Origin of the sequence: Porphyrobacter sp. CACIAM 03H1, from assembly GCF_002215495.1 — a bacterium.
GTDB lineage: Bacteria > Pseudomonadota > Alphaproteobacteria > Sphingomonadales > Sphingomonadaceae > Erythrobacter.
The window spans coordinates 1,242,435-1,268,145 of record NZ_CP021378.1 but is presented as its reverse complement, the minus strand read 5'-3'; the positions used below and the strand labels follow the sequence as shown (position 1 = coordinate 1,268,145).

16 protein-coding genes are annotated in these 25,711 nt (G+C 69.3%); 9 read left to right on the top strand and 7 right to left on the bottom strand.

Features of this window, described 5'->3' with window-relative positions:
- Positions 1-5 precede the first annotated feature (5 nt).
- The 5 genes from CBR61_RS06005 (at position 6) to CBR61_RS05985 (ending at position 6,060) form a co-directional block, all read left to right on the top strand.
- Positions 6-797, top strand: coding sequence for a quinoprotein dehydrogenase-associated SoxYZ-like carrier (locus CBR61_RS06005; protein ID WP_233996939.1), 792 nt, complete (start codon positions 6-8; stop codon positions 795-797).
- Complete coding sequence (locus tag CBR61_RS06000; RefSeq protein ID WP_088913545.1) at positions 794-1,750, top strand: quinoprotein relay system zinc metallohydrolase 1; 957 nt, start codon at positions 794-796, stop codon at positions 1,748-1,750. The genes CBR61_RS06005 and CBR61_RS06000 overlap by 4 nt, the downstream gene beginning before the upstream one ends.
- Positions 1,751-1,899: 149 nt before the next feature.
- Positions 1,900-3,327, top strand: a complete 1,428-nt coding sequence (locus CBR61_RS05995; protein WP_088913544.1) for a porin — start codon at positions 1,900-1,902, stop codon at positions 3,325-3,327.
- Positions 3,328-3,442: 115 nt separating this feature from the next.
- Positions 3,443-3,982 (top strand): cytochrome b, encoded by a 540-nt coding sequence (locus CBR61_RS05990; RefSeq protein WP_088915483.1) that lies wholly within the window; start codon positions 3,443-3,445, stop codon positions 3,980-3,982.
- Positions 3,983-4,023: 41 nt separating this feature from the next.
- Entirely contained in the window at positions 4,024-6,060 is a 2,037-nt protein-coding gene (locus tag CBR61_RS05985; protein WP_088915482.1) for a TonB-dependent receptor, read from the top strand.
- A 22-nt stretch (positions 6,061-6,082) separates the two neighbouring features.
- Here the strand turns inward: CBR61_RS05985 and CBR61_RS05980 are convergent, their stop codons facing one another.
- Positions 6,083-7,033: a tetratricopeptide repeat protein gene (locus CBR61_RS05980; RefSeq protein ID WP_088913543.1), complete on the bottom strand. Its 951-nt coding sequence runs from the start codon at positions 7,031-7,033 to the stop codon at positions 6,083-6,085.
- Positions 7,034-7,154: 121 nt separating this feature from the next.
- Here CBR61_RS05980 and CBR61_RS05975 point away from each other — a divergent pair, with 121 nt between their 5' ends.
- From CBR61_RS05975 to CBR61_RS05960, 4 genes are read left to right on the top strand one after another with little or no spacing between them, the layout of a single operon-like run.
- Positions 7,155-9,683: a cyclic nucleotide-binding domain-containing protein gene (locus CBR61_RS05975; protein WP_088913542.1), complete on the top strand. Its 2,529-nt coding sequence runs from the start codon at positions 7,155-7,157 to the stop codon at positions 9,681-9,683.
- A complete protein-coding gene (locus tag CBR61_RS05970; RefSeq protein ID WP_088913541.1) occupies positions 9,683-10,561 on the top strand; it encodes a hypothetical protein in 879 nt (292 codons plus the stop codon). The genes CBR61_RS05975 and CBR61_RS05970 overlap by 1 nt, the downstream gene beginning before the upstream one ends.
- A gap of 10 nt (positions 10,562-10,571) precedes the next feature.
- Positions 10,572-12,374 (top strand): cytochrome c3 family protein, encoded by a 1,803-nt coding sequence (locus CBR61_RS05965; protein ID WP_088913540.1) that lies wholly within the window; start codon positions 10,572-10,574, stop codon positions 12,372-12,374.
- A 2-nt stretch (positions 12,375-12,376) separates the two neighbouring features.
- The gene (locus CBR61_RS05960; RefSeq protein ID WP_233996882.1) at positions 12,377-13,261 is read left to right on the top strand and encodes a phosphodiesterase; all 885 of its coding nucleotides are present in this window, start codon (positions 12,377-12,379) and stop codon (positions 13,259-13,261) included.
- Between the two features lie 122 nt (positions 13,262-13,383).
- Here the strand turns inward: CBR61_RS05960 and CBR61_RS05955 are convergent, their stop codons facing one another.
- From CBR61_RS05955 to CBR61_RS05930, 6 genes are all read right to left on the bottom strand, one after another.
- A complete protein-coding gene (locus CBR61_RS05955; protein WP_088913539.1) occupies positions 13,384-17,520 on the bottom strand; it encodes an LVIVD repeat-containing protein in 4,137 nt (1,378 codons plus the stop codon).
- The gene (locus tag CBR61_RS05950) at positions 17,520-19,316 is read right to left on the bottom strand and encodes a hypothetical protein (RefSeq protein WP_088915480.1); all 1,797 of its coding nucleotides are present in this window, start codon (positions 19,314-19,316) and stop codon (positions 17,520-17,522) included. Before CBR61_RS05950 ends, CBR61_RS05955 begins: the two co-directional genes overlap by 1 nt.
- A 54-nt stretch (positions 19,317-19,370) precedes the next feature.
- Complete coding sequence (locus CBR61_RS05945) at positions 19,371-21,326, bottom strand: heme-binding protein (RefSeq protein WP_088913538.1); 1,956 nt, start codon at positions 21,324-21,326, stop codon at positions 19,371-19,373.
- A 2-nt stretch (positions 21,327-21,328) separates the two neighbouring features.
- A complete protein-coding gene (locus tag CBR61_RS05940) occupies positions 21,329-22,714 on the bottom strand; it encodes a cytochrome c family protein (protein ID WP_233996880.1) in 1,386 nt (461 codons plus the stop codon).
- A gap of 191 nt (positions 22,715-22,905) precedes the next feature.
- A complete protein-coding gene (locus CBR61_RS05935) occupies positions 22,906-23,652 on the bottom strand; it encodes a hypothetical protein (protein ID WP_088913536.1) in 747 nt (248 codons plus the stop codon).
- Entirely contained in the window at positions 23,639-25,693 is a 2,055-nt protein-coding gene (locus CBR61_RS05930) for an adenylate/guanylate cyclase domain-containing protein (protein WP_088913535.1), read from the bottom strand. The genes CBR61_RS05935 and CBR61_RS05930 overlap by 14 nt, the downstream gene beginning before the upstream one ends.
- Positions 25,694-25,711: the final 18 nt, after the last annotated feature.

Genomic DNA, 25,711 nt, shown 5'->3' with positions numbered 1-25,711 from the left:
GTATGATGCGCACACTCCTCTCGTTCGCGATGCTGGCGGCTCCAGTCGCCGCGCAGTCCCAGACGCCGCCGGCCGACCCGCTAGGCTCGCCGATGTGGGAATACCATGCGGGCAAGCTGTTCGCCGGTGCACCCGTGGTGTTCGATCCGCGGGTGGAGGTCGCGCTGCCCGTCCTGACCGAGAACCAGCACGTCATGCCCGTCACCGTCGATGCCCGCGCGCTGGGCGAGGTGGTGCGGATCGTGATCTTCGCCGACCTCAACCCGATTCCCGTCGCGGTCGAATACACGCCGCTCGCCGCGCAGGCCTTCATCGCCACCCGCATCAAGCTCGACCAGCGCACCCCTGTGCGCGCCGCGGTGCTGACCGCCGACGGGGTGTGGCACGTGGCCGGAGACTGGGTCGATGCCGCGGGCGGCGGCTGCTCGGCCCCGCCGTTGAGCCGCGTGCGCGGGGGCTGGGCCGATCACCTCGGCGAGCTGCGCGGGGCCGCGTGGAGCGCACCCGGCGCGACCCGCCTGCGCCTCTCGTTCCGGCATCCGATGGACACCGGCCTGGTCGAGAACATCCCGGCCTACAACATCGACCAGCTGACGGTGTCCGACGCCGAAGGCCGTGCCCTCGCCCGGATGACCGTGCACGGATCGGTCAGCGAGGACCCCTCCTTCACCCTGCTGCTCGCCCCCGGGCTGGCGGGCGACCTCGCGGTGGCGGCGCGCGACACGGGCGGCTTCGAGTTTGCCGGCACGCTCGCAGCGGGAAGCGGCGCGAGGGTCGCGGCGGCGGCCACGCGATGATCGAGCGGCGGGGGCTGCTGCTCGGCGCGCTCGCCCTCCCGCTGGCGGCGGCGCCCTTCGCCGCGCGCGCCGAGCTCTTCGCCGGAACCTATGCGCCAGAGGCGACCCCCATCGGCGATGGGATCTGGATGGTGCGCGGCGCAGACGAGGCGCTCGGCTTCGCCAATGGCGGAGCGATCGCCAACAGCGTCATCATGGCGAGCGATGCCGGCGCGATCATCGTCGACAGCGGGCCCTCGCTCGCGTTCGGCGCGGCGCTCGGGGCGCTGGCGCGGCGGCTGACGGGGCAGGAGGCCAGGCGGGTCTACATCACCCACCTCCACCCCGACCACAGCTTCGGCAACGGCGCCTTCCCCGAGGCCGAGATACACGCCCTGCCCGGCACCCGGGCCGAGCTCGAACGCGACGGCAGCGGTTTTTCGGACGCGATGTACCGGATGCTCCACGGCTGGATGGCCGGCACCGAGGTGATTCTGCCCGCCGCCGCGGCTGCCGAGGGCGCGGTGGTCTTCGGCGGCCGCAGCCTGAGGCTGCTCGCCCTCTCGGGGCACAGCGAGGCCGATCTGGCGATCCTCGACGAAACATCGGGAACGCTGATCGCGGGCGACCTCGTGTTCCATGACCGGGCGCCCGCGACCCCCCACGCCGCCTTCGCCCCGTGGCAGGCGGCACTCGCGCGGCTCGCGGCCACCCCGCATCGCCAATGCGTCCCCGGGCACGGCCCGCTGTGCCAAACCGGCGCCGCGATCGCCCAGACCCGCGACTGGCTGGCCTGGCTCGAGACCGCGCTGCGCGAGGCGGTGGCGGGCGGGCTCGACATGGCCGAGGCCGCGAACCAGCCGATCCCGGCGCGTTTCGCTGGGATGGCCGCGGCGCGCTACGAACTGACCCGCTCGGTCTCGCATTTCTACCCGAGGCTCGAGGCCGAACTCTTCCCCCGCATCGACGGCTGATCCTGCCGGCCGGCCGCCGCGGCCCGCCACCCCCGCCATCTCAGACCAAAGTCGGACGACCAAAGTCCAATTTCGGCGCGGACCGCTCCGGCGCAGCATCGCGTGGGCCGCAAGGGACGGCACGAGAACAGAGAACAAGGGGGAAGGACATGAGATCCAGATTTCTGCTGCACGCAGCTGTGGCCGCATTGGCGATGGGGGCCGCTGCGGCGCCCGCCCATGCGCAATCGACCGCCACCCAGCAGCTGCTCCAGCGCCTGCACGAAAAGGGCATCCTCACCGACGAGGAATATGCGGCGCTGATGGCCGAGACCAATGCGGCCCCGGCTGCCGCCCCCGCCACCTCTCCGCAGGTGGCAGCGCAAGACACCGCCGCCGGCGCGCTCGACATGAGCCGCGTGGTGCGCATGACCGACAAGGGCATCGGCCTCGAAGTCGGCCCGGCGACGATCAAGTTCTCGGGCTCGATCAACGCCTATTACGTCAACGACAACCCCGACACCGTAGGGCGGACCACCGCGGTCGCCGGCGGAATCGCCTCGGTCGGGGCGGACAGCTCGAACGCGGTGCGCAACGGCCTGCTTCCCGGCTATCTGCTGATCGACGTGACGACCAAGCAGGCCGGGCTCGACATCGGGGCCCATTTCGGGATGTACCCGGGCATCAATTCGGCCGTCTGGGGCCCGCTCGGCGCCAATAGCGGCGGCCAGCCGACCGCGCTCGCGACCGCCGGGATCGACTTCCGCCAGGTCTATCTCACCATCGGCGGCGGCTTCGGCACGGTGAAGATGGGGCGCGACATCGGGCTGTTCGGCTCCGAGGCGATCCTCAACGACATCACCCTGCTTGCCGCGGGCCCTCCGGGCGGCAATGTCGCGCCGGGCAACACCACCCTGGGGCGCATCGGATCGGGCTACATCTACACCGATTTCCAGCCGCAGATCACCTACACCACGCCCAACCTCGGCGGATTCCAGGCCTCGGTCGGGGTGTTCCAGCCGCTGCAGTCGCTCACCGCCCCGGCGCAGACCAACACCGCGCCCGGCTTCCAGGGCAAGGTCACCTTCGACAAGTCCTTCGACAAGGTCGGACTGCGCCTGTGGGCATCCGGGGTCACGCAAAAGCACCAGACCATCGGCGCGGGCGCGGGCGGGCTGGTGTCTTATACCGGGCGCGGCATGGATCTGGGCGGCAAGGTCTCGGTCGGGCCCTTCGCGGCGGTCGCCAACTGGTACACCGCCAAGGGCCTCGGGACGACGGTGCTCAACCTGCTCGACACCGACGCGCGGGGCAATCCGCGGGGCAGCGACGGGTTCTATGTCCAGGGCCTCGCAACCTTCGGCAAGGTCTCGCTGGGCGCGAGCTACGGCGAGAGCAATCTCGACCGCACCGCCTTCGAGATCGCGGCGGGCAACACGCTGGTGCGCAAGAATTCGAGCTATGTCGGCCAGGTCCGCTACGGCCTGACCGACTGGGTCACGCTGATCGGCGAATACACCCGGACGAACAGCAAGGCGCATGGCGGCAACGAAGCGGAAAGCAGCAGCATTGCTGCGGGCGCGATCCTTTTCTTCTGATCGCGGGCCGGTTATCCGGGGGCATGAGGCCGGTGTCCGGGATGGCGATCACGCCGCCCGGGCGCCGGCCTTGCCCGACTTTGGCCGACCTTGAGGAGAACGCGCCGTGGATGCGATGACCTTTGCCCATTCAGCCGACCGGGCCGATCGCTACAACCGCACGGCGCGTGCGCTGCACTGGATCATCGCGGCGCTGGTGATCGGCAACATCGCGGGCGGGCTGCTGCACGATGCGCTCGAGGACGTCGTCAACCTGATGCCGCTGCACAAGGCGGCCGGGATGACGGTGCTCGCCCTGACGCTGGTGCGGATCGGCTGGCGCCTCACCTGGACGGCAACGCCGCACCCTGCAGCGATGAGCGGACTCGAAGTGCTCGCCGCCAAGTCGACGCATCTCCTGTTCTACGCCCTGATGCTCGCCATGCCGCTGACGGGCTGGATCATGGCCTCGGCGGGCAAGTATCCCCTGACGTGGTTCGGCCTGTTCGACCTGCCCAAGCTCCCCGTGACCCGCGAGGACCCGCTCTACGCCATCGGGCACGAGGGCCACGAACTGCTCGGCTGGCTGTTCCTCGCGCTCGCCGTGCTGCACATCGCTGCGGCGCTGCGTCACCATCTCCTGCTCAAGGATAATGTCCTGCGGCGCATGCTGTGATGATGCGCGCGCCGATCTTCGCGAAACATGAAAGCTGCCTGATGAAAACGATGCTGCGTCTCACCGCCTGCGGGCTCGCCCTCCTTTCGGCCCTGCCCCTGTCCGCGCAGGACGGCGAGGAGCCGCAGGACGAGGCGGGCGAGGAGCGCCGCGAGATCATCGTCACCGGGCGCGGGCTCGACCCGGCGCTCTCGACCGGCATCTACGCCACCACCACCCTCGAGCGCGAGGCGATCGTCGCGGCGCCCTCGGGCCGGATCGAGGATGTCTTGCGCAATGTCGCCGGTTTCCAGCAGTTCCGCCGCTCCGACAGCCGTTCGTCTAACCCCAGCGCGCAAGGGGTGACGCTGCGCGCGCTCGGCGGCAATGCCACCAGCCGCGCGCTGGTGCTGCTCGACGGGGTGCCGCTTGCCGATCCCTTCTTCGGCTACATCCCGCTGTCCGCGATTGCGCCCGAGACGCTCGGCACGATCCGGGTGACGCGCGGCGGCGGATCGGGCCCCTTCGGCGCGGGCGCGCTCGCGGGGACGATCGACATTGAAAGCGCCGAGCCTGGGGCGACGCAGGGGTTCCTCGGCAGCGCGGCGATCAACGACCGGGCGGAAACCGAGGCCACCGGGGTGCTCACCCAGCGCCTCGGCCGCGGCTTCGCCATCGCGAGCGGGCGGTGGGACCGGGGCCAAGGCTTCTTCACCACGCCTGAAGACCAGCGCGTGCCCGCCACCGCGCGCGCCGCCTTCGACAGCTGGAACGCCGCCCTTCGCGCGGTCGCCCCGCTCACCGACACCGTCGAGGTTCAGGCCCGCGTCGCCGCCTTCCGCGACAATCGCACGCTGCGCTTCGAGGGCGCGGATTCCTTCAGCAATGGCGAGGAGGCCTCGATCCGCTTCGTCGGGCGGGGCGACTGGCAGTTCGATGCGCTGGCCTATGTGCAGGCGCGCGACTTCGGCAACGTCGTGATCTCTTCGACCCGGTTCACGCCGACGCTGGACCAGCGCCGCACGCCCTCGACCGGCATCGGCGGCAAGTTCGAGTTGCGCCCGCCGCTGCTTGAGGGGCACGACATCCGCTTCGGGGTCGATTACCGCCGCGCCGACGGGGAACTGCAGGAGGAGGCGCTGAACGCCGTCACCGGGCGCATCACCGAGCGCCGCCGCGCAGGCGGGGCGACCGGGAACCTCGGCATTTTCCTCGAGGACGACTGGCAGATCGGCCCGCTGACCCTCAACGGCGGCCTGCGCGCCGACCGCACCTCCATCACCGGCGGCTTCTACCGCGCGGTCACCCCCACGGGCGCTCTGGTGAGCGAGATCGTCGCCCCCGACCGTTCGGACTGGGCGGTGAACTGGCGCGCGGGCGCGCTGCTCTATCTCACCCGCCGCCTCGACATCCGCGCCGCGGCCTATACGGGGCTGCGGCTGCCGACCCTCAACGAACTCTACCGCCCCTTCGTAGTCTTCCCCGTGACCACCGAGGCCAATGCGAACCTCGTCAACGAGAGGCTGGAAGGCTTCGAGATCGGCTTCGACTGGCAGCCGGTCAACGAAGTGGTGATCGCGGTAACGGCCTTCGACAACGAGGTCGAGAACGCCATCGCCAACGTCACAGTCGGGCCGAACCTGCGCCGCCGGGCGAACCTGCCCGCCATCGAGGCGCGCGGGATCGAGGCGAGCGTGGCGGCGAAGTTCGGGACCGTCAGCCTCGACGGTGCGCTCGCATGGACCGACGCCGAAGTGCGCGGGCGCGGTACTTCCGCCGATCTCGACGGCAACCGCCCGTCGCAGACCCCGGAATTCGCGGCAACCCTGACGCTTGGCTGGGAACCGGCCGCCGGCTGGCGGCTCGCTGGCACGCTGCGGCACGTCTCGACCCAGTTCGAGGACGACCGCGAGACCGATCGCCTCGCACCCGCGACGACGCTCGATGCCTTTCTGGCGGCACCGCTCGGGGGCGGGGTGTCACTCGTCGCGCGCGCGGAGAACCTGACCGACGAGGCGATCATCACCCGCAACCAAGGCGGTTCGATCGATCTGGGCGTGCCGCGCACCTTCTGGCTTGGCGTGCGCTACGGGTTCTGACGCGGGCGCGGAAGGCGCGGGGTCAGGGGACGCCGAGCGCGGCCGCCTGTTCGCGCAGCTGCGCCGCCGCGCCGGGGTTCGCCTTCACCGCCGCATCGAGCGCAGCCTTCGCCTTGGCGGGTTCGCCAAGCGTCATGCGGCTGCGCATCAGCATGACCCAGCCATCGAGATTTTTCGGCTCCTTCTGAAGCCGCGCCTCGAGCTGGGCGACCATGCCCTCGGCCATCTGACGCTGTTCGGAAGGCTTCATGGCGCTCGCCGCCGCGACGTCAGCCGCGCTCGGGCCGCGCAGGCTGGAGGATGCTGCCTCCCCCGCCACGCTGCCCGATCCCGGCGCGACCAGCGCGGGCTTGCGTTCGCCCTGCGCCTTGGCGATGCGCGGGGCGACTTCGATGCCGTTCATCTGCCCGACCTGCTCGATGGTGCGCACTAGATCGGCCTCCCACGGGGCGCCCTGCGGGCTGTCGGCGAGCAGATCGAGCCACGCGGCGATGGCGCCCTCGTGATCCTTGTCGATGTCCTTCTTGGCCGCCATGAAATAGCGCGCGCGCGGGTCCTGCGGGTCGAAGGACAGCGCCTTCTCGAAAGCCGCGAGAGCCTCGGGCGGGAGCGGGTCGCGCTTGCTCGCCATAACCAGCGTCTCGCCGAGTGCCGACCACAGCACCGCCTCCTCCGGCGCGATAGCGAGCGCGCGGCGGTAGGCCACGGCGGCGGCATCGAACTCGCCCTTCTGGAAGTGCGCGAAGGCGAGGTCGCTCCACGGCCCGGCATCGTTCGTCGAAGCCTCGGCGGCGGCCTGCAGCTGTTCGATCGAGGGCTCACCGTCAGCAGCAGCCTCGGGCGCACTGCTGCCGCCCCCGCCCTCGTAGACATTGTAACCAATCGAGCCTGCCGCCAGCAGCATTGCGCCGCCGAGCAGCAGCCAGCCCGCCTTCGATGATCCGCCCCCGGGCGTCTGATCCCCTGATGCCATGCCGCGAGCGCTAGCACCGCAGGCAAACCGGGGCAATTCGCTCTGGCATCGGGTCGCGTTTTGGGTATGGTGATGCCTCAGGGGAGCGATCTATCCGAAGGGGGGAGGATAGGTGAGCGGGATGTTCAAGGTCGCGATCATCGGTTCGGGCCCGGCGGGCCTGAGCGCGGCTGCCCGCGCGGCCGCACTCGGCCTCGATCACGTCCTGCTCGAGAAGACCGACCACCTCTCCGACACGATCTACAAGTACCAGAAGGGCAAGCACGTCATGGCGACGCCCAGCAACCTGGTGCTGCGCTCCGACATCGATTTCGAGGCGGGCAAACGCGAGACGATCCTCGGCGTCTGGGACGAGCAGATCGCCGGTCACAAGGTCAACGTCAAATACCACGCCGAGGCCAAGGCGATCCGGGGCACCGGCGATGCGATCCCGGGCTCCGTGCAGCAGATCGTCACCCGTGCGCGGGACGGGTCGAAGACCGTGCGCGAGCTCCAGCGCCACGCCCCGCCCTATGCCATCGAGCTGACGAGCGGCGAGACGGTGATGGCGGAGAACGTCATCCTCGCCATCGGCACCCAGGGTAATCCGAACCTCATGCGATGCCCCGGCGCGGACCTGCCGCACGTCCAGTACCAGCTCGATGACCCCACCGAATATGTCGACGAGCATATCGTGATCGTCGGCACGGGCGACGCGGGGATCGAGAACGCGCGCGGCCTTGCCGAGGACCCGGCGCAGAGGAACACCGTCTCGATCCTCAACCGCGGCACCGAATTCCCGACCGCCAAGGCGGCCAACGTCAGCGCGCTGATGGCCGATCACGAGGCGGGCAAGCTGACGGTGCGCACCGAGAGCGAGACCAAGGCGATCGAGCCCGGCTGGATCACGCTCGCCACCCGCGACGGCGAGATCCGCATCCCCTGCGACCGGATCATCGCCCGCATCGGCTCCGCTCCACCCCGCGCCTTCGTCGAGGAATGCGGGATCGAGTTCACCAGCGAGGACCGCGGCGCCTTCCCGCGCCTGTCGCCGGTGTTCGAATCGACCGCGCCCGGCATCTTCGTGATCGGCGCGCTGGCGGGCTATCCGCTGATCAAGCACTGCATGAACCAGGGCCACGACGTCATCGAGTTCATCAATGGCAACACCGACCTGAAGCCTGCGGACGAACCGATCATCGCTGCCAAGTTCGCGGGCCTCCCCGGCAACCGCCCCACCGAGGAATGGCTCGAGTTCCTGCGGGCAAACGTCTCGATCCTCAACGGCATGAACCCGCTCCAGATGCGCGAGTTCATGCTCGACAGCGAGGCCAAGTTCTACGGTCCCGGCGAGGTGATCTTCGAGCGCAACGCGCCGGGCTCCTCGCTGTTCGGGATCGCCAGTGGGTCGGTGGCGGTGGAGGTGAACCCCGCCGATCCCTCGATCACCATCCCGATCGAGTCGGGTTCGATCTTCGGCGAGGTCGGCCTCATCTCGGGCCGCCGCCGCGGCGCCACTATCCGGGCGGCCGAGGACACCATCGTCGTCGAGATCTCCCGCCTCGCCGCGCTGAAACTGCAATCGCAGGTGCCCAGCGCCAAGGCGGCGATCCAGCGCATCTCGATCGAACGCCAGCTGCTCCAGATGTTCGGATCGGGCCTGACCCGCGAGGATGTCGCTCCGCTGGTCGAGGCCGCGCGGGTCGAGGAGAAGCGCGCGGGCGAGGTGGTCGTCACCGAGGGCGCGGACGACAAGGACATCTTCATCATCCGACGCGGCTCGATGATCGTCGAGAAGGAAATCGGCGGCAAGCCGGTGTTCCTCTCCTACCTCCCCGCCGGCAGCTATTTCGGGGAGATGGCGGTGATCGACGGCTCGGCGCGCACCGCCACCGTCAAGGCGGCGATCAAGTCCGAGGTGATCCGCCTGCCGGGCGAGGGTTTCCTCGCGTTGATGGACAAGCGGCCAGCACTGCGCGATCGCGCCTTGAAGGACATGGCGGGCCGCCGCGCCACCAATGAATTCATCGAAAGCCGCAAGGACGAGTTCTCCGGCGCGGTCGATCTCTATTCGCAGACCGCGCAGTTCCTCGTCGACAACGGCATCGGCGAGGCGACCGACGTGCTGCTGATCGACGAGAAGCTGTGCATCGGCTGCGACAATTGCGAGAAGGCCTGCGCCGACAGCCATGACGGGCTGTCGCGCCTCGACCGCGAGGCGGGGCGGACCTACGCCCACCTCCACGTGCCGACCTCGTGCCGCCACTGCGAGCACCCGCACTGCATGGCCGATTGTCCGCCCAACGCGATCAAGCGCGGGCCGGACGGCGAGGTCTTCATCGACGAGACCTGCATCGGCTGCGGCAATTGCCAGAGGAACTGCCCCTACGGCGTGATCCGGATGGACGCGAAGCCGCCGAAAAAGCCGAGCCTCCTCGAATGGATGCTGTTCGGCAAGGGCCCGGGCCCCGGCGAAGCCCCCTATTCCTGGCGCAAGAAGGCCGCCGAGAAGGAGGGCACCGCGAAGGCCAAGCTCGCGATCAAGTGCGACATGTGCTCCGGCATCGACGGCGGCCCCGCCTGCGTGCGCGCCTGCCCGACCGGCGCGGCGATCCGCGTTGCCCCCGACAAGTTCCTGACCTTCACCAAGCTCGCCGAGGACGCCGAGTGATGGCGACGCGCGCGAAGACGGCGACCGGCGGCACGGGGCGGTTCTCGCAGGACGAGAAGCGCCGCGATTCCGATCACGTCAGCTTTCTCAGGCACAAGGGCTTCCGCTGGCTGTGGATCGCGCTGGCGCTGAGCGGGGCGAGCATCGCCGGCTACCTGATGATCGACCAGCAGCCGCGCCCCAATGGCGGCTCGTGGTACGGCTACACCCTCGGCACCATCGGGCTGGGGCTGATCCTGTGGCTTTCGCTCCTCGGCGTGAGGAAGCGCCGCATCAACCCGGGCGCCTGGAGCCTCAAGGCATGGACATCCGCCCATGTCTATCTCGGCCTGTCGCTGATCGTCGTCGCCACGCTCCACACCGGATTCCAGATCGGATGGAACGTCCACACCCTCGCCTACGTGCTGATGCTGCTGGTGATCGCGACCGGCATCTACGGCGTGGTGGTCTATGCCACGCTCCCCGCCAGCCTCTCGGCCAACCGCAAGGAGATGACGCGCGCGCAGATGCTCGAGGCGCTGACCGCGATCGACCGCCAACTCGAAAGCGCCGCCCAGCCGCTGGCGAGGGCCGAGGCCGATCTGGTGATCGACGCGCTTGGCCAGGACGTCTTCTACGGAGGTGCGCTGGCGCGGCTCACGGGGAGCTATCCCGGCTGCGCAACGGCCCGCGCCATCAGGGGCATGGGGACCGGATCGGAGGCGGAGGCCCGCGTCGTCGCCCTGCTCGAGAAGCGCCGCGAGCAGCTCGCCCAGATCCGCGGCGCCCTGCGCATCCGCGCTTTGCTCGAGGTCTGGCTCTTCGTCCACATCCCGCTCACCATCGCCCTGATCGCCGCGCTCGCCGCGCATGTGATCAGTGTGTTCTACTACTGGTGAGGGGCGGACGATGGCTTTCCTGATCCGCACCATCGACTTCACCGCCGCCGGCCGCGAGATCGTGCGCGACCGGACGCTCGCGCAGGACAGCCTCACTGTCGGCCGCGCAGCGGAGAACGACATCCACCTGCCCGATCTCGCGGTCGAGCAGCATCACCTGCGGATCGACACCGCGGCGGACGGCACGCTCGCGGTGAGCGCGCTCGGCACGCTCGGCTTCGGGCTCGACGGACGCAGCGTCACCGATGGCACGGTCGATCCGCGCACCGGCGGCGAGATCGCGCTCGGCGCGGCGCGGCTGGCGGTCGCGCGCGAGGGCGACGGCTCGGTCAGCGTCACCATCAGGCAGGTCGCCGCCGAGGAAGGCAGGAGCGACGCCCTGCGCGGTTTCACCCTCGCCAGCGTGCTCCCCGGCAAGCGGGCGATGAGCTGGGTCTTCGCTTCGGCGATCCTCGTCCTGCTGCTGATGGTCCCCGTGGCGAGTCACCTGCTGCGCGCACCCGCCAAGCCCGATCCGACGGGGCGGACGCCGGGCACAGTGCTGCTCGACAGCGCCTGGTCGAGCGGCGAGCTTTCGCTCAAGCACCACACGCTCGCCGACAATTGCGAGAGCTGCCACGTCGCCGCCTTCGAGAGCGTGCAGGACGAAACCTGCGTCTCGTGCCACAAGGATATCGGCGATCACGCGCCGATGCCGCGCCTCGCCAAGGGGATGGCGCCGCTCTCCGATGGCGATGCGCTGCAATGGAAGATTGCGGAGGGCTTCGGCAAGGAAGGCCCGCTCGGCTGCGTGTCCTGCCACTCGGAACACGAGGGCCCGGTGCGCGCGCCCGCCGGCTCCGAGGCCTTCTGCGGCGATTGCCACAAGGATCTGGGCACGCGCCTCACCGACACCGACCTCGCCAACGCCCACGATTTCGGCAAGGACCACCCGCAGCTGCGCCCGGTCTATTTCGCCAGCTTTGGCGCGGCAAAGCCGGTGCGTGCGGCCCCGGGGACGAAGCCGGTCGAACGCTCGGGCCTCGTCTTCCCGCACGATGTCCACATGAACCCGCGCGGCGGCGCGGCGCGCATGGCGGTGAGCCTCGGGCAATACGGCAAGCCGCTCGAGTGCAGCGACTGCCACACGCTCACCGCCGACCGGATGTCGTTCACCGAGGTGAAGATGGAGGACGCCTGCGAGGGGTGCCACAGCCTCGTCTCCGGACGCACCGCGGCGGGCGGCTTCAGCAAGCTGCGCCACGGCGACGTGAAGGATCTGGCCGAGGATCTCGCGCGGATCTCGTCCGGCCCGCGCTCACGGCTTGCGCCGGCCCGCGCGCGTCCGGGGCAGCAGGGCAGCGCCTCGCCCTACCGCGCCGATTTCGGCCGGCCGGTGCGCGCCTATATCGGCCTGTCGAACGCGCTTTCCGTCGGCGGAGTGTGCACCGAGTGCCACCTGCCCACCACCGGCCCGAACGGTCAGGCCGATCTCATGCCGGTCAACCTGCCCGACCGCTTCCTCACCGGCAGCTTCTTCAACCACGAGGCGCACAAGAAGCAGGAATGCACCGATTGCCACGCCGCCGACACCTCGCGGACGGCGAGCGACCTGCTGATGCCCGATCTCAAGAGCTGCCGCGAATGCCACCTCGGCGCCGCTGCAGTGAAGACGAAGAAAATCGTCCCCTCCGACTGCGCGATGTGCCACGCCTATCACCTGCCCGCCGGGCAATGGTCTCCCAAGGGCCCCGCGCCGCATTACAAGCCGATCCCGCCGCCGCCACCCGGCAAGACGAAGGTTGCGGCGCTGGTCGGGGAGGCTAGGAAATAGGGATGGGGGACAAAGCCGCACCACCGCGCGCCGTGCTGATCGCACAGATGACCGACATCCATGTCGGCTTCGCCCCCGACGAAAAGCCCGAGGAGCTGAACCTCACCCGCTTCCGCGCGACCCTCGCGCGGCTAATCGAGGGTCCGAACCGCCCCGACATGCTGGTCCTGTCCGGCGACATCACCGATCACGGCGATGCCGAGAGCTTCGCCAAGACCGCCGAGCTGCTGGAAGCCTGCCCTTTCCCGATCGTGCCGATGGTCGGCAACCACGACAGCCGCGAAGGCCTGCTCGGCGCATTCCCGCAGGTGGTCCCGGCCGAAGGCGGCTTCCTGCATTACGTGGTCGAAGCGCCGCTGGGACTCAGGATCATCTGCCTCGACACGCTCGAGGATGGCCGCCACGGCGGCGCCTTCTGCGAGGGGCGCGCGCAATGGCTGGCGGCGCGGCTTGCCGAGGGGCCCGAGACGCCGACCCTGATCTTCATGCACCACCCGCCGGTGGTCGCCGGGATCGACTGGATGGACCCTGCGCCGGACGAGGGCTGGATCACGCGCCTTCGCGCGGTGCTCGAGGGCCAGTCACAGGTGCTGGCGATCCACTGCGGGCACCTGCACCGCCAGATCACCACGCGCTTTGCCGGCATCCCGCTGGGGGTGACACCCTCGGTCGCGCCGCTGGTGGCGATGGACCTCAACCCCATCGACCAGAATGTGCCCGACAACCGCGAGCTCATCACCACCGAGCCGCCGACCTACGCGCTCCACCGCTGGGACGGGCAGAGCCTCGTTTCGCATTTCGAGCGGGTCGGCGACTGGCAGGTGCTGGCCCGCTTCCATGCCGGCCTGCAACCGATGATCGAGGGCATGTTCGCAGAGCGGGAGTAAGTTCGCCTGCCTCGTCATTGCGAGCGAAGCGAAGCAATCCATGGAATCCCGTTACAACACGGTGCGACGGGGCCGTGGATTGCCGCGTCGCCTTCGGCTCCTCGCAAGGACGAAGCGAGGCCCTACCGTGCGCTCGCCCGTCGCGCTCCCACCGGGGCCACACCGACCCAGCGCTTCATGTCGACCTCGTCGGAAACCTTCCACGGCACGCCGCTGCGGGTCATGAACAGGCGCTCCATCTCGGGCCTCGTGAAGGGCCGCGAGCCGAGGCGGCCGAACACCGCCATCTGCCCGCCGGTCTCGTCCACCGCGCGGTCGCGGTCCAGGCCCTTGCTGAGGGCGATCGCGGGGGTCGGGGTCTTCGCCCATGCGATCAGCTCGGGCACGGGCGCAGGGCTGAAGCCGTAGAAATTGCGCTGGCTGTCGGGGCTGGTGAGTTGCAGCACCTTCATCCCGTTCCGCCCGTCGGCGACATAGGCGAACAGCGAGGCGTTGGTGGTGGCGACGATGACGTCTTCGGCATCGGTGAGAGCCCCGCCCAGCGAGACCTTCTGGTGCACACGGGGGGCCCGCGGGTTCTTGACGTCGAGGATGACGAGCCCCTCGGCCTTGGCGGCGACATAGGCGTAGGTGCGCGCAACATAGAGCCGGCGCGCATCGGCGAGCGGCACCGTGGCCTCGGGCACCGCAACCGGATTGCGCAGGGACGTGACATCGAACAGCTTCACCCCCTCGGCATCGGTGACCCACAGATAGCGGAACTGCACTGCACTCGCCCGAGCATCGCGAAGCTCGCGCACCGCCGCGATTTTGGGCGTATCGGGGTCGGACAGGTCGACAACTACCAACCCCTTGTCGGCGGTGATGTAGGCGACCTCGCCCGCCAGCACGATATGCCGCGCGCCCTTGAGCACCCCGCCCGGGTTCCACGCGGTCGAACCATCGGCGTAGGTCTTGCGACGCAGCTGGTTGTTGCGGAATTCGCCGTCGGCGAGCGTGTTCACGTTGACGAGGATCAGACCCTCCACCGCATCGGTGACAGCGGCGTAGTTGTAGATCGGCAGGAAGGCCTGCTCCTGGTTCATTTCCCGCATCTTTTCGGTGTTGCGGGTCGGCGCGATCGGCTGGTTGGTGGCGAGCGCCATGCAGGTGGCGTTGGTGGTCTTCACGTTCGTGTCATGTCCCAAGGCGGAGAACGGCCCCTTGAGGATGCGTTCCGAGGTGCCCTTGTTGGCGATGCTGGCAACGTCATATGCGGTGAAGCCGCCCTTGCCGGCAGCGACGAACATGTATTCGCCGCGCAGCTGGAGGCAGCCGACCCGGTCGCTGGTGCCTTCGTGGACGTTGACGAATTCCTCGAGCGGGTGGGTCTCGCCCGACAACTTCTTGTCGAAGGTCTTGCCCCGCACCCAGTTCTTCAGCTCGCGCCCGTTCTGCTCGACGTGGAGCCCCCAGTAATCGGGATAGGCATAGCGGTGGAGGTAGGAACCGATCACCGCCTGCGGCTCGTCATATTCGGTCACGCGGGTCGCCTGGAAGCCGCCTTCCAGGCCGGTCCATGCGTTGAGGCCGACGAAGTTGACGTAGTTGGTGCCCAGCAGAAGGAGCTGCGCCATGATGGCGTTGTTGTCGTCCTTGGCGCTGAGGTGGCAGTCGGTACAGGTCTTGGTCTCGGTCAGGCGCACGGTGTGCGGGAAGTGCGGCGCGAAAGCCTGTGACGAGAACCCGATGGCCGAAATCGGGGGCTGCTGCACGTAGATGCGCTCGCGGTTGATGTTGGTCGAGGACAGCACCAGCGCGGAGGACGAGCGCACCGGCGCGACCTGGTTGCCCTTGGTGGTCTGATGCTTGCCGAGCTGGAACATCTCGTCGCGCGCGACCTGTGGGTTGTAGGTGGCGAAGTTCCGCGTCTCGCCGCCCTCGTAGCGGTGGATCTTGGTCTTCCAGTTGGCCTCGATGGGAAGGTGGCAGCCGCCGCAGGAGGTCGTCCACGAGAGGTGGCAGGTGAAGCACGCCATCTCCGGATCGCGGTGCGCGCGGTCGTTTTCGGCAATGCCGATGCCGAATTCGAAGTTGCCCGTTTCGGCCCCGTAGCGGCTGACAAGCTTCGCCCGCGCGGCCTTGGCGTTGAAGGTTGGCGTCGCCGGATCGACCGTGTCCTTGACGAGGCTCATCTCCCATTCGAGGTTCGGGTCGACGATCGAGCGTTGGACCAGCTTGCGGCGGCCGTCCGCGCCCTCCAGCCACTCGAAGCGGCGCTTGCCGTCGGGGTTGCGCAGCAGGGCGAGGTTGTGGCCCTCGGGCGGGGCGGCGGGACCGCTGGTGCGCAGGGTCGGGTAGGCGTCGGGCGTGCCGTGGCAGTCCTTGCAGGTAATCTCGATCGCGTTGGCGACCTCGCCATAGATGAGGCCGTTGCCGTGGCTGTCCTGCTCGAAGTGGCAATCGGCGCACTGCATCCCCTTTTCGGCGTGGATGTCCATCATGTGGACCGCCTTGCCCGGGTTGACCCCAGCGGGGACGAACTTGCCCTCGCCGTTCTTGCGCCACTTCTCCGGATCGTCGGGATCGACGATCTTGCCCTCGGCATCGAGCAGGTTGCCCTCCCGGTCGCGCTTGAAGATCGCGCGGAAGTTCCAGCCGTGGCCGTGGTAGTCGGCGAACTGGGTGTCCCTGAGCTTGGGGTTGAGGTCGTAGACGTTGCGCAGGAAATCCACGTCGGCCCACCTGCCGCGCGGCGCCGCGCCCTCGGGGTTGCGGTCGGTGACGGCACGCACCTCCTCGGCGGTCGGATACTTCTGCTTCTCCGGCCACATGTGGGGCGCGTCGCTTTCGTAGTCCCACATGGTGTAGCCGAGGAAGGAGTTCAGGAAGATGTTCGGCTGGTGCATGTGGCAGTTCATGCACTGGCTGGTCGGGATGGCGCGGGTGAAGACGTGCTGGAGCGGGTGACCGCTCTCCTTCTTCCGCCCGCCCACGGTGAGGCTGTCGTCGGCGCGCTTGCCGGCCTCCTTGCCCGCACCGTGCCCGTGGCCGTCATCGGCCTCGTGATGGCCCGGTTCCTTGACCGCACCGTGCCCGCCCTTCTTCTTTTCGCCATAGCCCGCGGCATGTTCGATCTTGGCGGCGATGGTGGGATCGATCGTTATCGACTGCCCGTCGCGCCCGTATTGCGCATAGGTCAGCGAGTGGCGCGGCTCGCGGTCGTTGGCATAGACCACGTGGCAGGACGCGCAGCCCGAATGGCGGTAGTCGCCCGGCTGGTCGTTGGTGCCCATGAACCAGGTGAAGGGATCGTTGAGGCGGGTCTTGTGGATGTTGAGCGCCGGGATCGCCACACGCAGGCCCGTGCCGGGGCCGCGGTTCGACTGCTTGAGATCGGGCCGCCCGGGCTCCTCGAGGCGCTGGATCGAGCCCGAGGGGTTGGGCAGGCCGATTTCCGGGAACTGCGAGTTGATCGTGCGTCCGCCGCGCTCGAACACGCGGAACACGTCGCCCGGCGGGATCACGTGCCAAGTGGGCAGCGGATACATCTCCGCGAGCACCCCGCGCGCGACCTGATCCTCCGAGAGCTTGCCGCCCGGCCCCGCGCCCGGAGTGACGATCTTCGCAGCGTCGCCCTCGCGCGTGTAGGCTTCGCCGAGGAGGTAGTTCTTGAAGGGCAGGATGCCGTTGTTGTAGCTCGCCCCGCCCCACAGCATCGCGCCCGTCGCCATGATCGAGCGTTCCGCCGCCTCGATCGCCTGGATGTGGCACGCTCCGCAGGCCTCGCGTGCCACGCGGTAGTCGCTGGGATTGATGAACTTCACGAACTCGGGGCTTTCCTGGTTCAGCAGCGCATAGGACCGCTGGGGGTTGGCCGAGGACGGGAAGTGCCAGGACTTGGGATACTTGGGCAGCACGTGCGCCTTGTCGCGCGCGGCGACATAGTCGGGATGATCGTGCGGAAGCTCGGAATTGCCGCGCACCGCCGTGTCGCCGCCGTGGCAATCGGTGCAACCCAGCCGCACCGCCGGGCTCACATGCATCGTCGGCGCGTCGGTCTTGATATGGCAGGTGAGGCAACCTTCCGACTTGGCCTCCATCTCCGCCACCGATTGCCGCTGGGGCGCTGGCGGGGCGATGACGCGGCTGTAGTCGCGCTTGACCGGCTTCTCCTTGTCGGCGGCCATCGGGACACCGGCGAACAGGCCGATGGCAAGCACCAGCGCCGCTGCCAGCAGCGCGACATGGCGGGTGAAGGTTCGGCCGATCGTAAGCATCAGTAGGTCAGCACCACGTTGGCAAGCACCGAGACGAATTCCTGTCCGCCGCCGCGCGCGGTGAACAGGTCCTTGAAGCCGTCGCCCGCCAGCAGCGTGGCGGCGGAAAGGCGGAAGACGATGTTCTGGTTGGCCTTGGGCCGCCAGATCGCCGCAGCCGAAAGGTCGAAGCCGATCTCCTTCGGGATCGAGCCCTCGTTGCGCAGCACCTGCAAGGTCGAGGTGTCCTCGAACCACAGGTGGTTGGCGTTGGCGGAAAGGCGGAACTGCGGCGTCAGGTCGAAATCCGCGCCGACCCCCGCGAGGATCAGGCCGGGATTGTTGAAATTGCTCTGCCCCTGCTCCTTCGAGGAACGCAGCGAATTGAGCAGGCCGTTGCGCCCGTTGACCGAGATCGCGCGCCCGCCGCCCGCGAAGGGGATGGTCTGGCGGATCCAGTAGGATGTGTCGGCCCCTGCGAAGACCGGGTTCTCGAAGATCGCGTCGAACCCGCCCTCGGTGTCGTCATAGGGATCGCTGTCCCCGCTGGCATAGGCGGCCGAGAGGCGGAAGCGCATCCAGTTGCGGTCGTAGCTGGCTTCGAGCGCCGCGAACTGCGCGTTGATGTCGGCCGGACGGTCGGTGAAGAACGAGTTCCGGTCCTCGCCCAGCGCCCAGTAGAAACTGCCCGTGAGGTTCACCCGGCCCACGCGGCCGTCCATGTTGTAGCCGAGGTAGACGACATCGTATTCGCGGCCCCTGAGCGTGCCGAGCAGCGCAGGGCGCACCGGGAAGCCGTTGGTGTCGATCTGGATGTCATCGGCCTCGCGGTTCATGTTGTAGACCACGGTGAACTGGCTGGTCAGCGCCGGGATCAGGAAGTCCTGGCGATAGGCATTGGCAACGAAGACGAAATCGTCGCGCGGGGACCGCAGGATCGCGTTGAGGCCCGAGTTGGTGTCCTTCTCCAGCCGCCAGAAGGCGCCGAGATTGAATTGGAAGCGGTTGTTGTCGCGCGATCCGAACAGGCGCACGCCAAGCTGCTGATCGTTGAACAGGAAGCCGCGGAAATCCGACTGGAAAGGCTGGATCCCGGCGCGGATCGAAATGAAGTCGAAACGGTCGTTGTCGAACTGGCTGAAGTGGTAATCGACGAAGGCTTCCTGCACCCCGAGGAACTGGTCGAGCCGGTGCGAGGGGCGCGAAGGCTCGACGAACAGCACCCGCCGCTCGGGCACGTCGACGTAGTTGACGTTGTAGGCCAGCGTGACGCGGTATTCGATCGTCGGCGGCTTGAAGGTGGTCGAACCTTTCAGCAGCGCGAAACCGGCGATGAAGGTCTGGCTGAAGACCTGGCTGAAATCGTTCCCGAACACGTCGTTGCGGTCCGGATCCTCGGTGGTCTGGACACCCACGGGGATCGGGAAGGTGCGCGGTTCGTAGACAGAATCTGAAATCAGGTTGGCGACGAAGAACCAGTCGTCCCCCTTGATCGGCAGCCACGGCACCTTGGCGCGGTTGATCGGCCGGTCGCCCTTGTAGGTGTTCTGGTTGTAGGGATCGAACAGGTTCTCGCGCACGAGGCCGAGGCTTTCGATCAGCCGCCAGCGGTCGGGAATGGGAAGCTGGTCCTTGGGGAAGGCCTCGGGCGGCGGCGCGCGCACCGCGCCTTCGTTGGTCTGCTCGATCCGCTCGGGCAGGGGCGCGGTGTAGCCGGGGCGCTGGCGGCCCTCGATGATCTGCGGATCGACCGGCGGCGCCTCCTGCTCCCAGTCGCGCGGTGCCTCCTCCCCCGGGGGCGCGGGCGGCGGCTGCATCTCCTCGGGCGGCGGCGCCTGCAGGAGGACCAGCAGGGGCAGCAACGCGCCCACCTAGAGCCCCTCGCACACGTTCTGCGCGGCCGTGTCGAGGAACGGCGCGAAGGGGCAATTGACGTAGCGCAGCCGCACCTGGCGGCTGCCGACCTGCACCACGATCCGGTCGGACCGGATCGCGGGCGGCGCATTGCCGATCCCGCCTCCGACCCGCGCGCCGGCATTGTGGAGGCCGAGGAAGCTGATCATGTCGTCCTGGTCGATCCCGTCGCCCGACACGCCGATCCCGCCGACCAGCACATTGCCGCGATAGACCGGCACGGAGCCGGGGAAGATCTGGATGCCGTTGGCGAGCCGCGTCGTCCCGGCCGTGACCTGCGGCAGCCCGGTGCAGGCGCGCGGGGTGTCCTGCGCGGCCGCGCCCGTCACGAAGGCGAGGTGCTGCGCGAGATTGCCCACCACCAGCGCCGATTGCAGCCCGGTCGAGAAGGGGCTGAACTGCTGGATCGGGCGCGACAGCGGTCCATTGGGCTGGCCGACCTCGCCGTCGGGAAAATAGGGCCGCGACAGGTTGCCGCCCGCACGGTCGGAAAAGGCGAAGGCGCCGGTGAGCGCATTGGCATCGCCGAGGAAGCTGCGCGTGCGGGCGACGAACTGCGGCACCTCTCCGCCCGCCGCGAGCAGCTCTGCGGCGGCGAAGCGGCCGGAGAAGAAATTGGCGGTGCGCGCCTTCTGCAACGACACGTCGATCCCGAAGATCGGCGCATCGGGCGAGCGCACGATGCCGAGCACCGCGCCGCGGGTGTCGACGAGGCTGATCGTCACTTGCGCACGGCTATCGAGCGGCTGGCGGATCTGCGCCCGCGCGCGGCTCATGACGGTGAAGGCTTCCTCGAGGATCGCGCGGGCCTCGGCGGCGGTCAGCGGCGCGGCCAGGTCGCCCGCGTCGGTGCCCCCGCGCAACGGGTAGCGGTTCGCCCCCGCCCCGTTCGACAGGACGAAGGCATCGCGGTTGGCGAACTCGGCAGCCGTCGAGGCGCGCACGCCCGAGGCCTCGGTCCCGTAGGTCGCGCCCGCGAGCAGGCCGGCGCCGCTGTAATAGCCCGCGACCGGCACCAGCACACCCGCCGTCGCGGCGAAGCTTGCGCCCGCGACATTGCCGATCTGGGGATATTCGATGTCGGTGTAGCGCAGGCTCGTACCGTCGGCGGTGATGCGGTCGGCACGGATCCCGACCGGCGCCTCGAAGCCGACCGTGCCGGCGAGCGCGATCGCCTCGTCGAGATCGTTGTCGCGATCGAGCACGTTGGGGTCGAAGCCGTAGGTGCCGTCGGCGATCACCCCGATGCCGCCCACGACCACGCCGTTCTGGTAGAGCGGGAAGCCGCCCGGGTCTGCGGCAAGGCCCAGCGGCGAACGCTTCGGCCCGATCAGCCCATCGGAGGCGCGGGCGGCGAGGTCGGAGCAGGGCAGCTGGCTGAACTGCACCCCGAACAGCGGACCGCTTTCCAGCCCCGCTGTGGTCGGCGCGGGCGGGAAATGCTCCTGCACGATGAAGCTCGCGGTGCGGCTCGAGAAGGCGTTGCCGCCGCTCGAGAGATAGGCGCCGGTGATCGCCTTGGCGATCGCGGCACCCGCGCTGGGGATCGTGAGGCCCTGGGCGTCCTGGTTGCTGCCATCGCGGGCCGAGGGGATGCGCGCGGTCGGCGCGGCGCCCGGCATGGCGAAGACGGCAAGGACGTTGCCCACCCGGTCGGTCACGGCGATGGTCGCCGCAGCGCCGCGCGCGCGGGCTTCTGCGGCGGCCTGGGCGATGATCGTGCCGACTTCCGCGCCCGAGAGGCTCTCGGCGGCGGGGACAGCGAAGACCTGCCCGCTTGGCGGAGGCGTCGGGGTCGGCGTCGGTCCGGGCGCACCGGTCGCGCCGCCGCTGGTCGACGACCCGCCGCCCCCGCAGGAGGCGAGCACCAGCGCCCCGGCGCCCAGCAGCGATATGCCCCCCCGCCAGCGCATCGTCAGGAGAGCCTGCCGATCGCGCCGGCGGCCGCCTTCAGCGCGGCGCGGAAATCGGCCGGGCGATAGGCTTCGGGCGCCTCGACCGCCTTGTAGGCGCGGGCGATGTCGCCGCGGATGCCGGCCGCCGCGCCCTGCGTCACCCGCCCCTCGCGCACGAGGGAATTGAGCAGCGTGTCGACCGCCATCACCGCCTGCACCGAACCGGCATAGTCGGTGAAGCGCGGCGCGGTGGCCTCGCCCGCGATGATCGCGATCACCCGGAAAGCGTCGGCATCGGCATAGGAACGGGCCGACAACGAATCGGCCAAGACCCCCGCACGGACCGACAATGCCTGTGCAGCGGCGCGGGCCTCCGCGGGGCCCTGCCCCATTGCCCGGTGGAAGTTGCGCGCGGCGGCCTCGAACGCCCCCGCCTCGCCCGGCACCAGCGCGCCGGCCACGGCCTGGAGCATGATGATGTTCTCGTCGTTGAACGGCGGGTTGCCGAAGGGGATGGGCCGCGCGGGGTTGGTCTCGAAGGTGAGCTTCCTCTGCGGGCCATCGGTGATGGTGCGGTGGCAGGAGTGGCAGTCGTAGAAATAGAACTGCGGGAAGGCGCCCTCGAAGGCGAATTTCGGCTGGGCGAAGAGCTGGCCCGCGCGCCGCACCGCCTCGGCCTGCCCCACCGCCCAGAAGCGCGGCCCGCTGGGCGCGGACTTGCGGCGGGTGTAGTCGGCATCGACGGTGTGGTGCTGCTGGAGGGCGCTGAACAGGTCGAGCTCGAAGGACACGCGCGGGTGGCCGGCGGCCATCATCGCATGGGTGACGAACTGGCCCGGTTTGCTCGACCCGTAATGGCAATCGAGGCACACGCCCGCCCGTGCCTTGGGGTTATCGAGCGGCGTCAGGCCCGCAGCGATGTTCGAGGCATGGGTCGCCGGCAAGGCATAGTGCTCCGCCAGCCAGGTGCCGCCCGAGGGCCCGTGGCAGCTTTCGCAGCCCACCCCGTCGGTCAGCGTGAACTTCGCCCCGCGCTGGCCCGCGGGCGCATAGGTCGAATGGCAGCCGAGGCAGGCGGGTGCGCTCTGCGCATTGCCGAGGCCGAGGCTCGCGGCGATCTGCTGGCCGCGCCGCCCGCCGAGGACCGCATAGGCGCGGCTGTGCGCGCCGGAGGGCGAGGAAGGCTCCTGCCAGGTCGCGATCTCGTCCTGCCGGACGACCGCGCCATTGCCCTCGGCCCGGCCGTGACAGGTCGAGCCCGCGCAGCTTGCAACGCCTTCAAAGGTGCCGTTCCCGATCGCGCCGGACGCAGGATAGAGCGCCGCGAGCGCCAGCACCGCCGCAGCCCGCAAGGCGGCGCGCCTTGCCGGCACGCCCGCGACACACATCGCCCAAAATCGCCTCATCCCATCCCCCCCGAGATGTCCGCAGACCGAACGGCTTCGACTGTCGGCCAACCTAGCATTGCGCCCCCGCGCCGTGCTTGTAGCCCTGCGTCACGAATAGCCGTCCGTTCGCCGATTCCCCCGTCAGGCCGACCCCTGCCTCTTGTCACAAGCTTGGCGTTGCGATGCAAGGGCAAAGACCAGGCCCGCGCTCACCCGCCGGCGTCCTGCGCCGAAGCCTCGAGGCTCGATGCGAGCGCCTCGAGCTGCACCGTGCACCCCTTGGCGATCAGCGCCTCGGCAAGCGCGTCGGGCGCTTCGTAATCTTCCGCCAGCAGCACGAAGTTGACATGTGCGGTGGTCGAGCCGTCGGGGGCGGTGATCATGTAATGGCCCTGCTCGGTGACCGGCAGGCGCGCCGGATCGAGCGCGGCGACCGTCACGGTGTCGTCGAAGGTGACCTCGGCCTGCGCCGTTCCGGCGTGGTCGGCGATGGCATAGGTGCTCGTCCCTTCCGTCCCGGGACGCCACAGGCGCACGGTCGCAAGGTCGTAGAGGCAGATCGTGCCCGAGCGCGTCACATCGACATACCACAGGCTCGGATTGGTCGGGTTCTCCTCCGCCTCGCCCCGCACCGCCCCGGTCCGCACGCGGGTGGCGGCGCGCTTGCGGGTGAGCGAGGCGAAGCGGTCTGCCGCGACCTTGGGGCGGTCGCCGACGCGGAAGGTGCCCGCCCCCCGGATCACGCGTGTCCCGTCGGCGGTGAGCACGGTCACCACGTCGCCGGCCTTGAGCGTGATCGAGGCATCGTCATCGAGCTTGGTGCCGACCGGATAGCGGGTTGCAGAGGGGCCGGTGGATTTCACCACGACGCCTGCCATCGCCGCCAGCGGCAGGGCCAGCGCCGCACCCGCCAGCGCGAGTGCGCCGATCCGGGCCTTCAGTCTATCCGAGAACATAGGTTCCTCCTTCGTCCAATGCTGCCATGCGCCGGACAAGATTGCCCAGCGCCGTATCGTCGGGGTGGCGCGCCGCCACCGCCTCGGCGAGGCGCAGGGCGGCGGCGGGATCGCTCGCGGCCAGCGCGCTCGCTTCGCTGAGGCGGGCGCGATCCTTGTCCGGAAACTCCGGCGCGGGCTCGAACAGGTCGACCGGGCGTGCCCGGCCGCGCAGGACCACGCGGCCCATCTCCCGCCACCAGCCCAGCCCCGAGGCCTCGGCGAATTCGCGGCTCGCCATGACGGCCGAATCCAGCGCCTTGTTGGCCGCCTCGAGCCGTGCGGCGGTGTTCATCGAGTCGCCGAGCGCAGTATACTGGATGCGGGTCGCCCCGCCGAAATTGCCGATCACCGCCTCGCCGTAGTGAAGGCCCACGCGGGTCTTTCCGATCGGCGGGAGCGCCGGGTCCTGTGCGGCGACCTCGGCGCGGAAGGCCTCGCCCGCCTGCCACATGGCATAGCCCGCGCGCGCCGCCCGCTCGCCATCGTCGGGGCGGCTGATCGGCGCGCCCCAGAAGGCCACCACCGCATCGCCCACGAACTTGTCGATCACGCCCCCGTGGTCGAGCACGACCTGGCTGAGCAGGTCGAGATAGCGGTTGAGCAGCTTCGCCACCATCTCCGGCGCGATCGCATGGCTCATCTTGGTGAAGCCCTCGAGGTCGCTGAACAGCACGAAGATCGCGCGCTTCTCGCCGCCGAGCGAGAGGAGTTCGGGCCTGTCGATGATCGCCTGGGCGATGTCGCGCGGGATGTACTTGCCGAGCGCGCCGGTCGCGAAGTTGCGCTGCACCGCGCCCGATGCGCGCGCGGCGGCGGTAACGGCGGTGAAGGCCATGATCCAGCCCACCAGCCAGCCGAAGGCCGGCAGCCCGTGGGTGTCGACATTGCGGAACTGGAGCGCGATCGGAACCCCGATGAAGACGACCAGCAGCAGCGCCAGCAGCGGGGCGAGCCGCCGCGCGGGCCATTCGAGCAGCGCCGTCAGCGCCGCCGACAGCACCACCAGCACCGCCATCGCCCACAGCACCCAGGGCGGGATCGGCGCGAGCATCCGGTTGTCGAGCATCTGGGCGATGATCTCGGCATGGACCGCGATCCCTGCGGGCACTTCGCCGTTGATCGAGGTGAAGGTCGTCTCGACCCGGTCGTAATCGACGATGTCGCCGCCAATCAGGACGTATTTGCCCCTGATCTGCTCGGCGAGGAAGGGCAGCACTTCCGGGTCGGGATCGGCGAGGAGATCGATCTGGAGCGAGGCGAACAGCGGCTCGTCGACAAACTGCGCCCGGCGGTAGTCGATCGCGCCATGGTAACCCTCGAAGGCCGGCACGGCCTCGCCCGCATCGGCGAGCATCGCCCGGCCCAGCAGCGGCGGCAGCCCGGGCACGATGGTCGGCCACACCCGGGTCGCGCCGAAGGTGTTGTCGAGCCGGATGCTCGCGGGCCGCGCGCGGCTGCCCCCGAGCCGGGCCTGGAAAGCCTCGAGATATTGCTGCTGCTCGTAGACGATATCGTCGCGGTTGGTGACGAGGTTGGCATAGGCCACCGCGACCGGGGTCTGCATCCCGCGCAGTGTGGCGACGAGATCCTCGTCCTCGTCCTGCGGCTGGTCGAACAGGATGTCGATCCCGATCGCCTTGGCGCCCATCGCGTCGAGATTGCGCAGGGTGCGCGCCAGCATCCCGCGATCGAGCGGCGATCGCTTGCGGGCGTTGATCAGGGTCTGATCGGTGTAGACCACCAGCACGATGCGCGGGTCCTGCGGGGCGAGATCGGCAGCGTAGTAGGCACGCAGGTCATAGAAGGCGCGCTCGGCCTCGCTGGTCAGCGGGGTCGGCTCGCCGCCGGGCAGGACCCAGCTGAAGCGGGCGATGAACAGCGCCGCGGCGAGCACCACCAGCGTGGCGAGCAGCTGCACCCCGCCCGCCTCGCGCACGTTGCGCCAGCCGCGCGCGATCCAGCCGAGCCTGACGGCGGACCCGGTGTCCTCGCTCGCCATGCCGCGACCGCCTGCCCG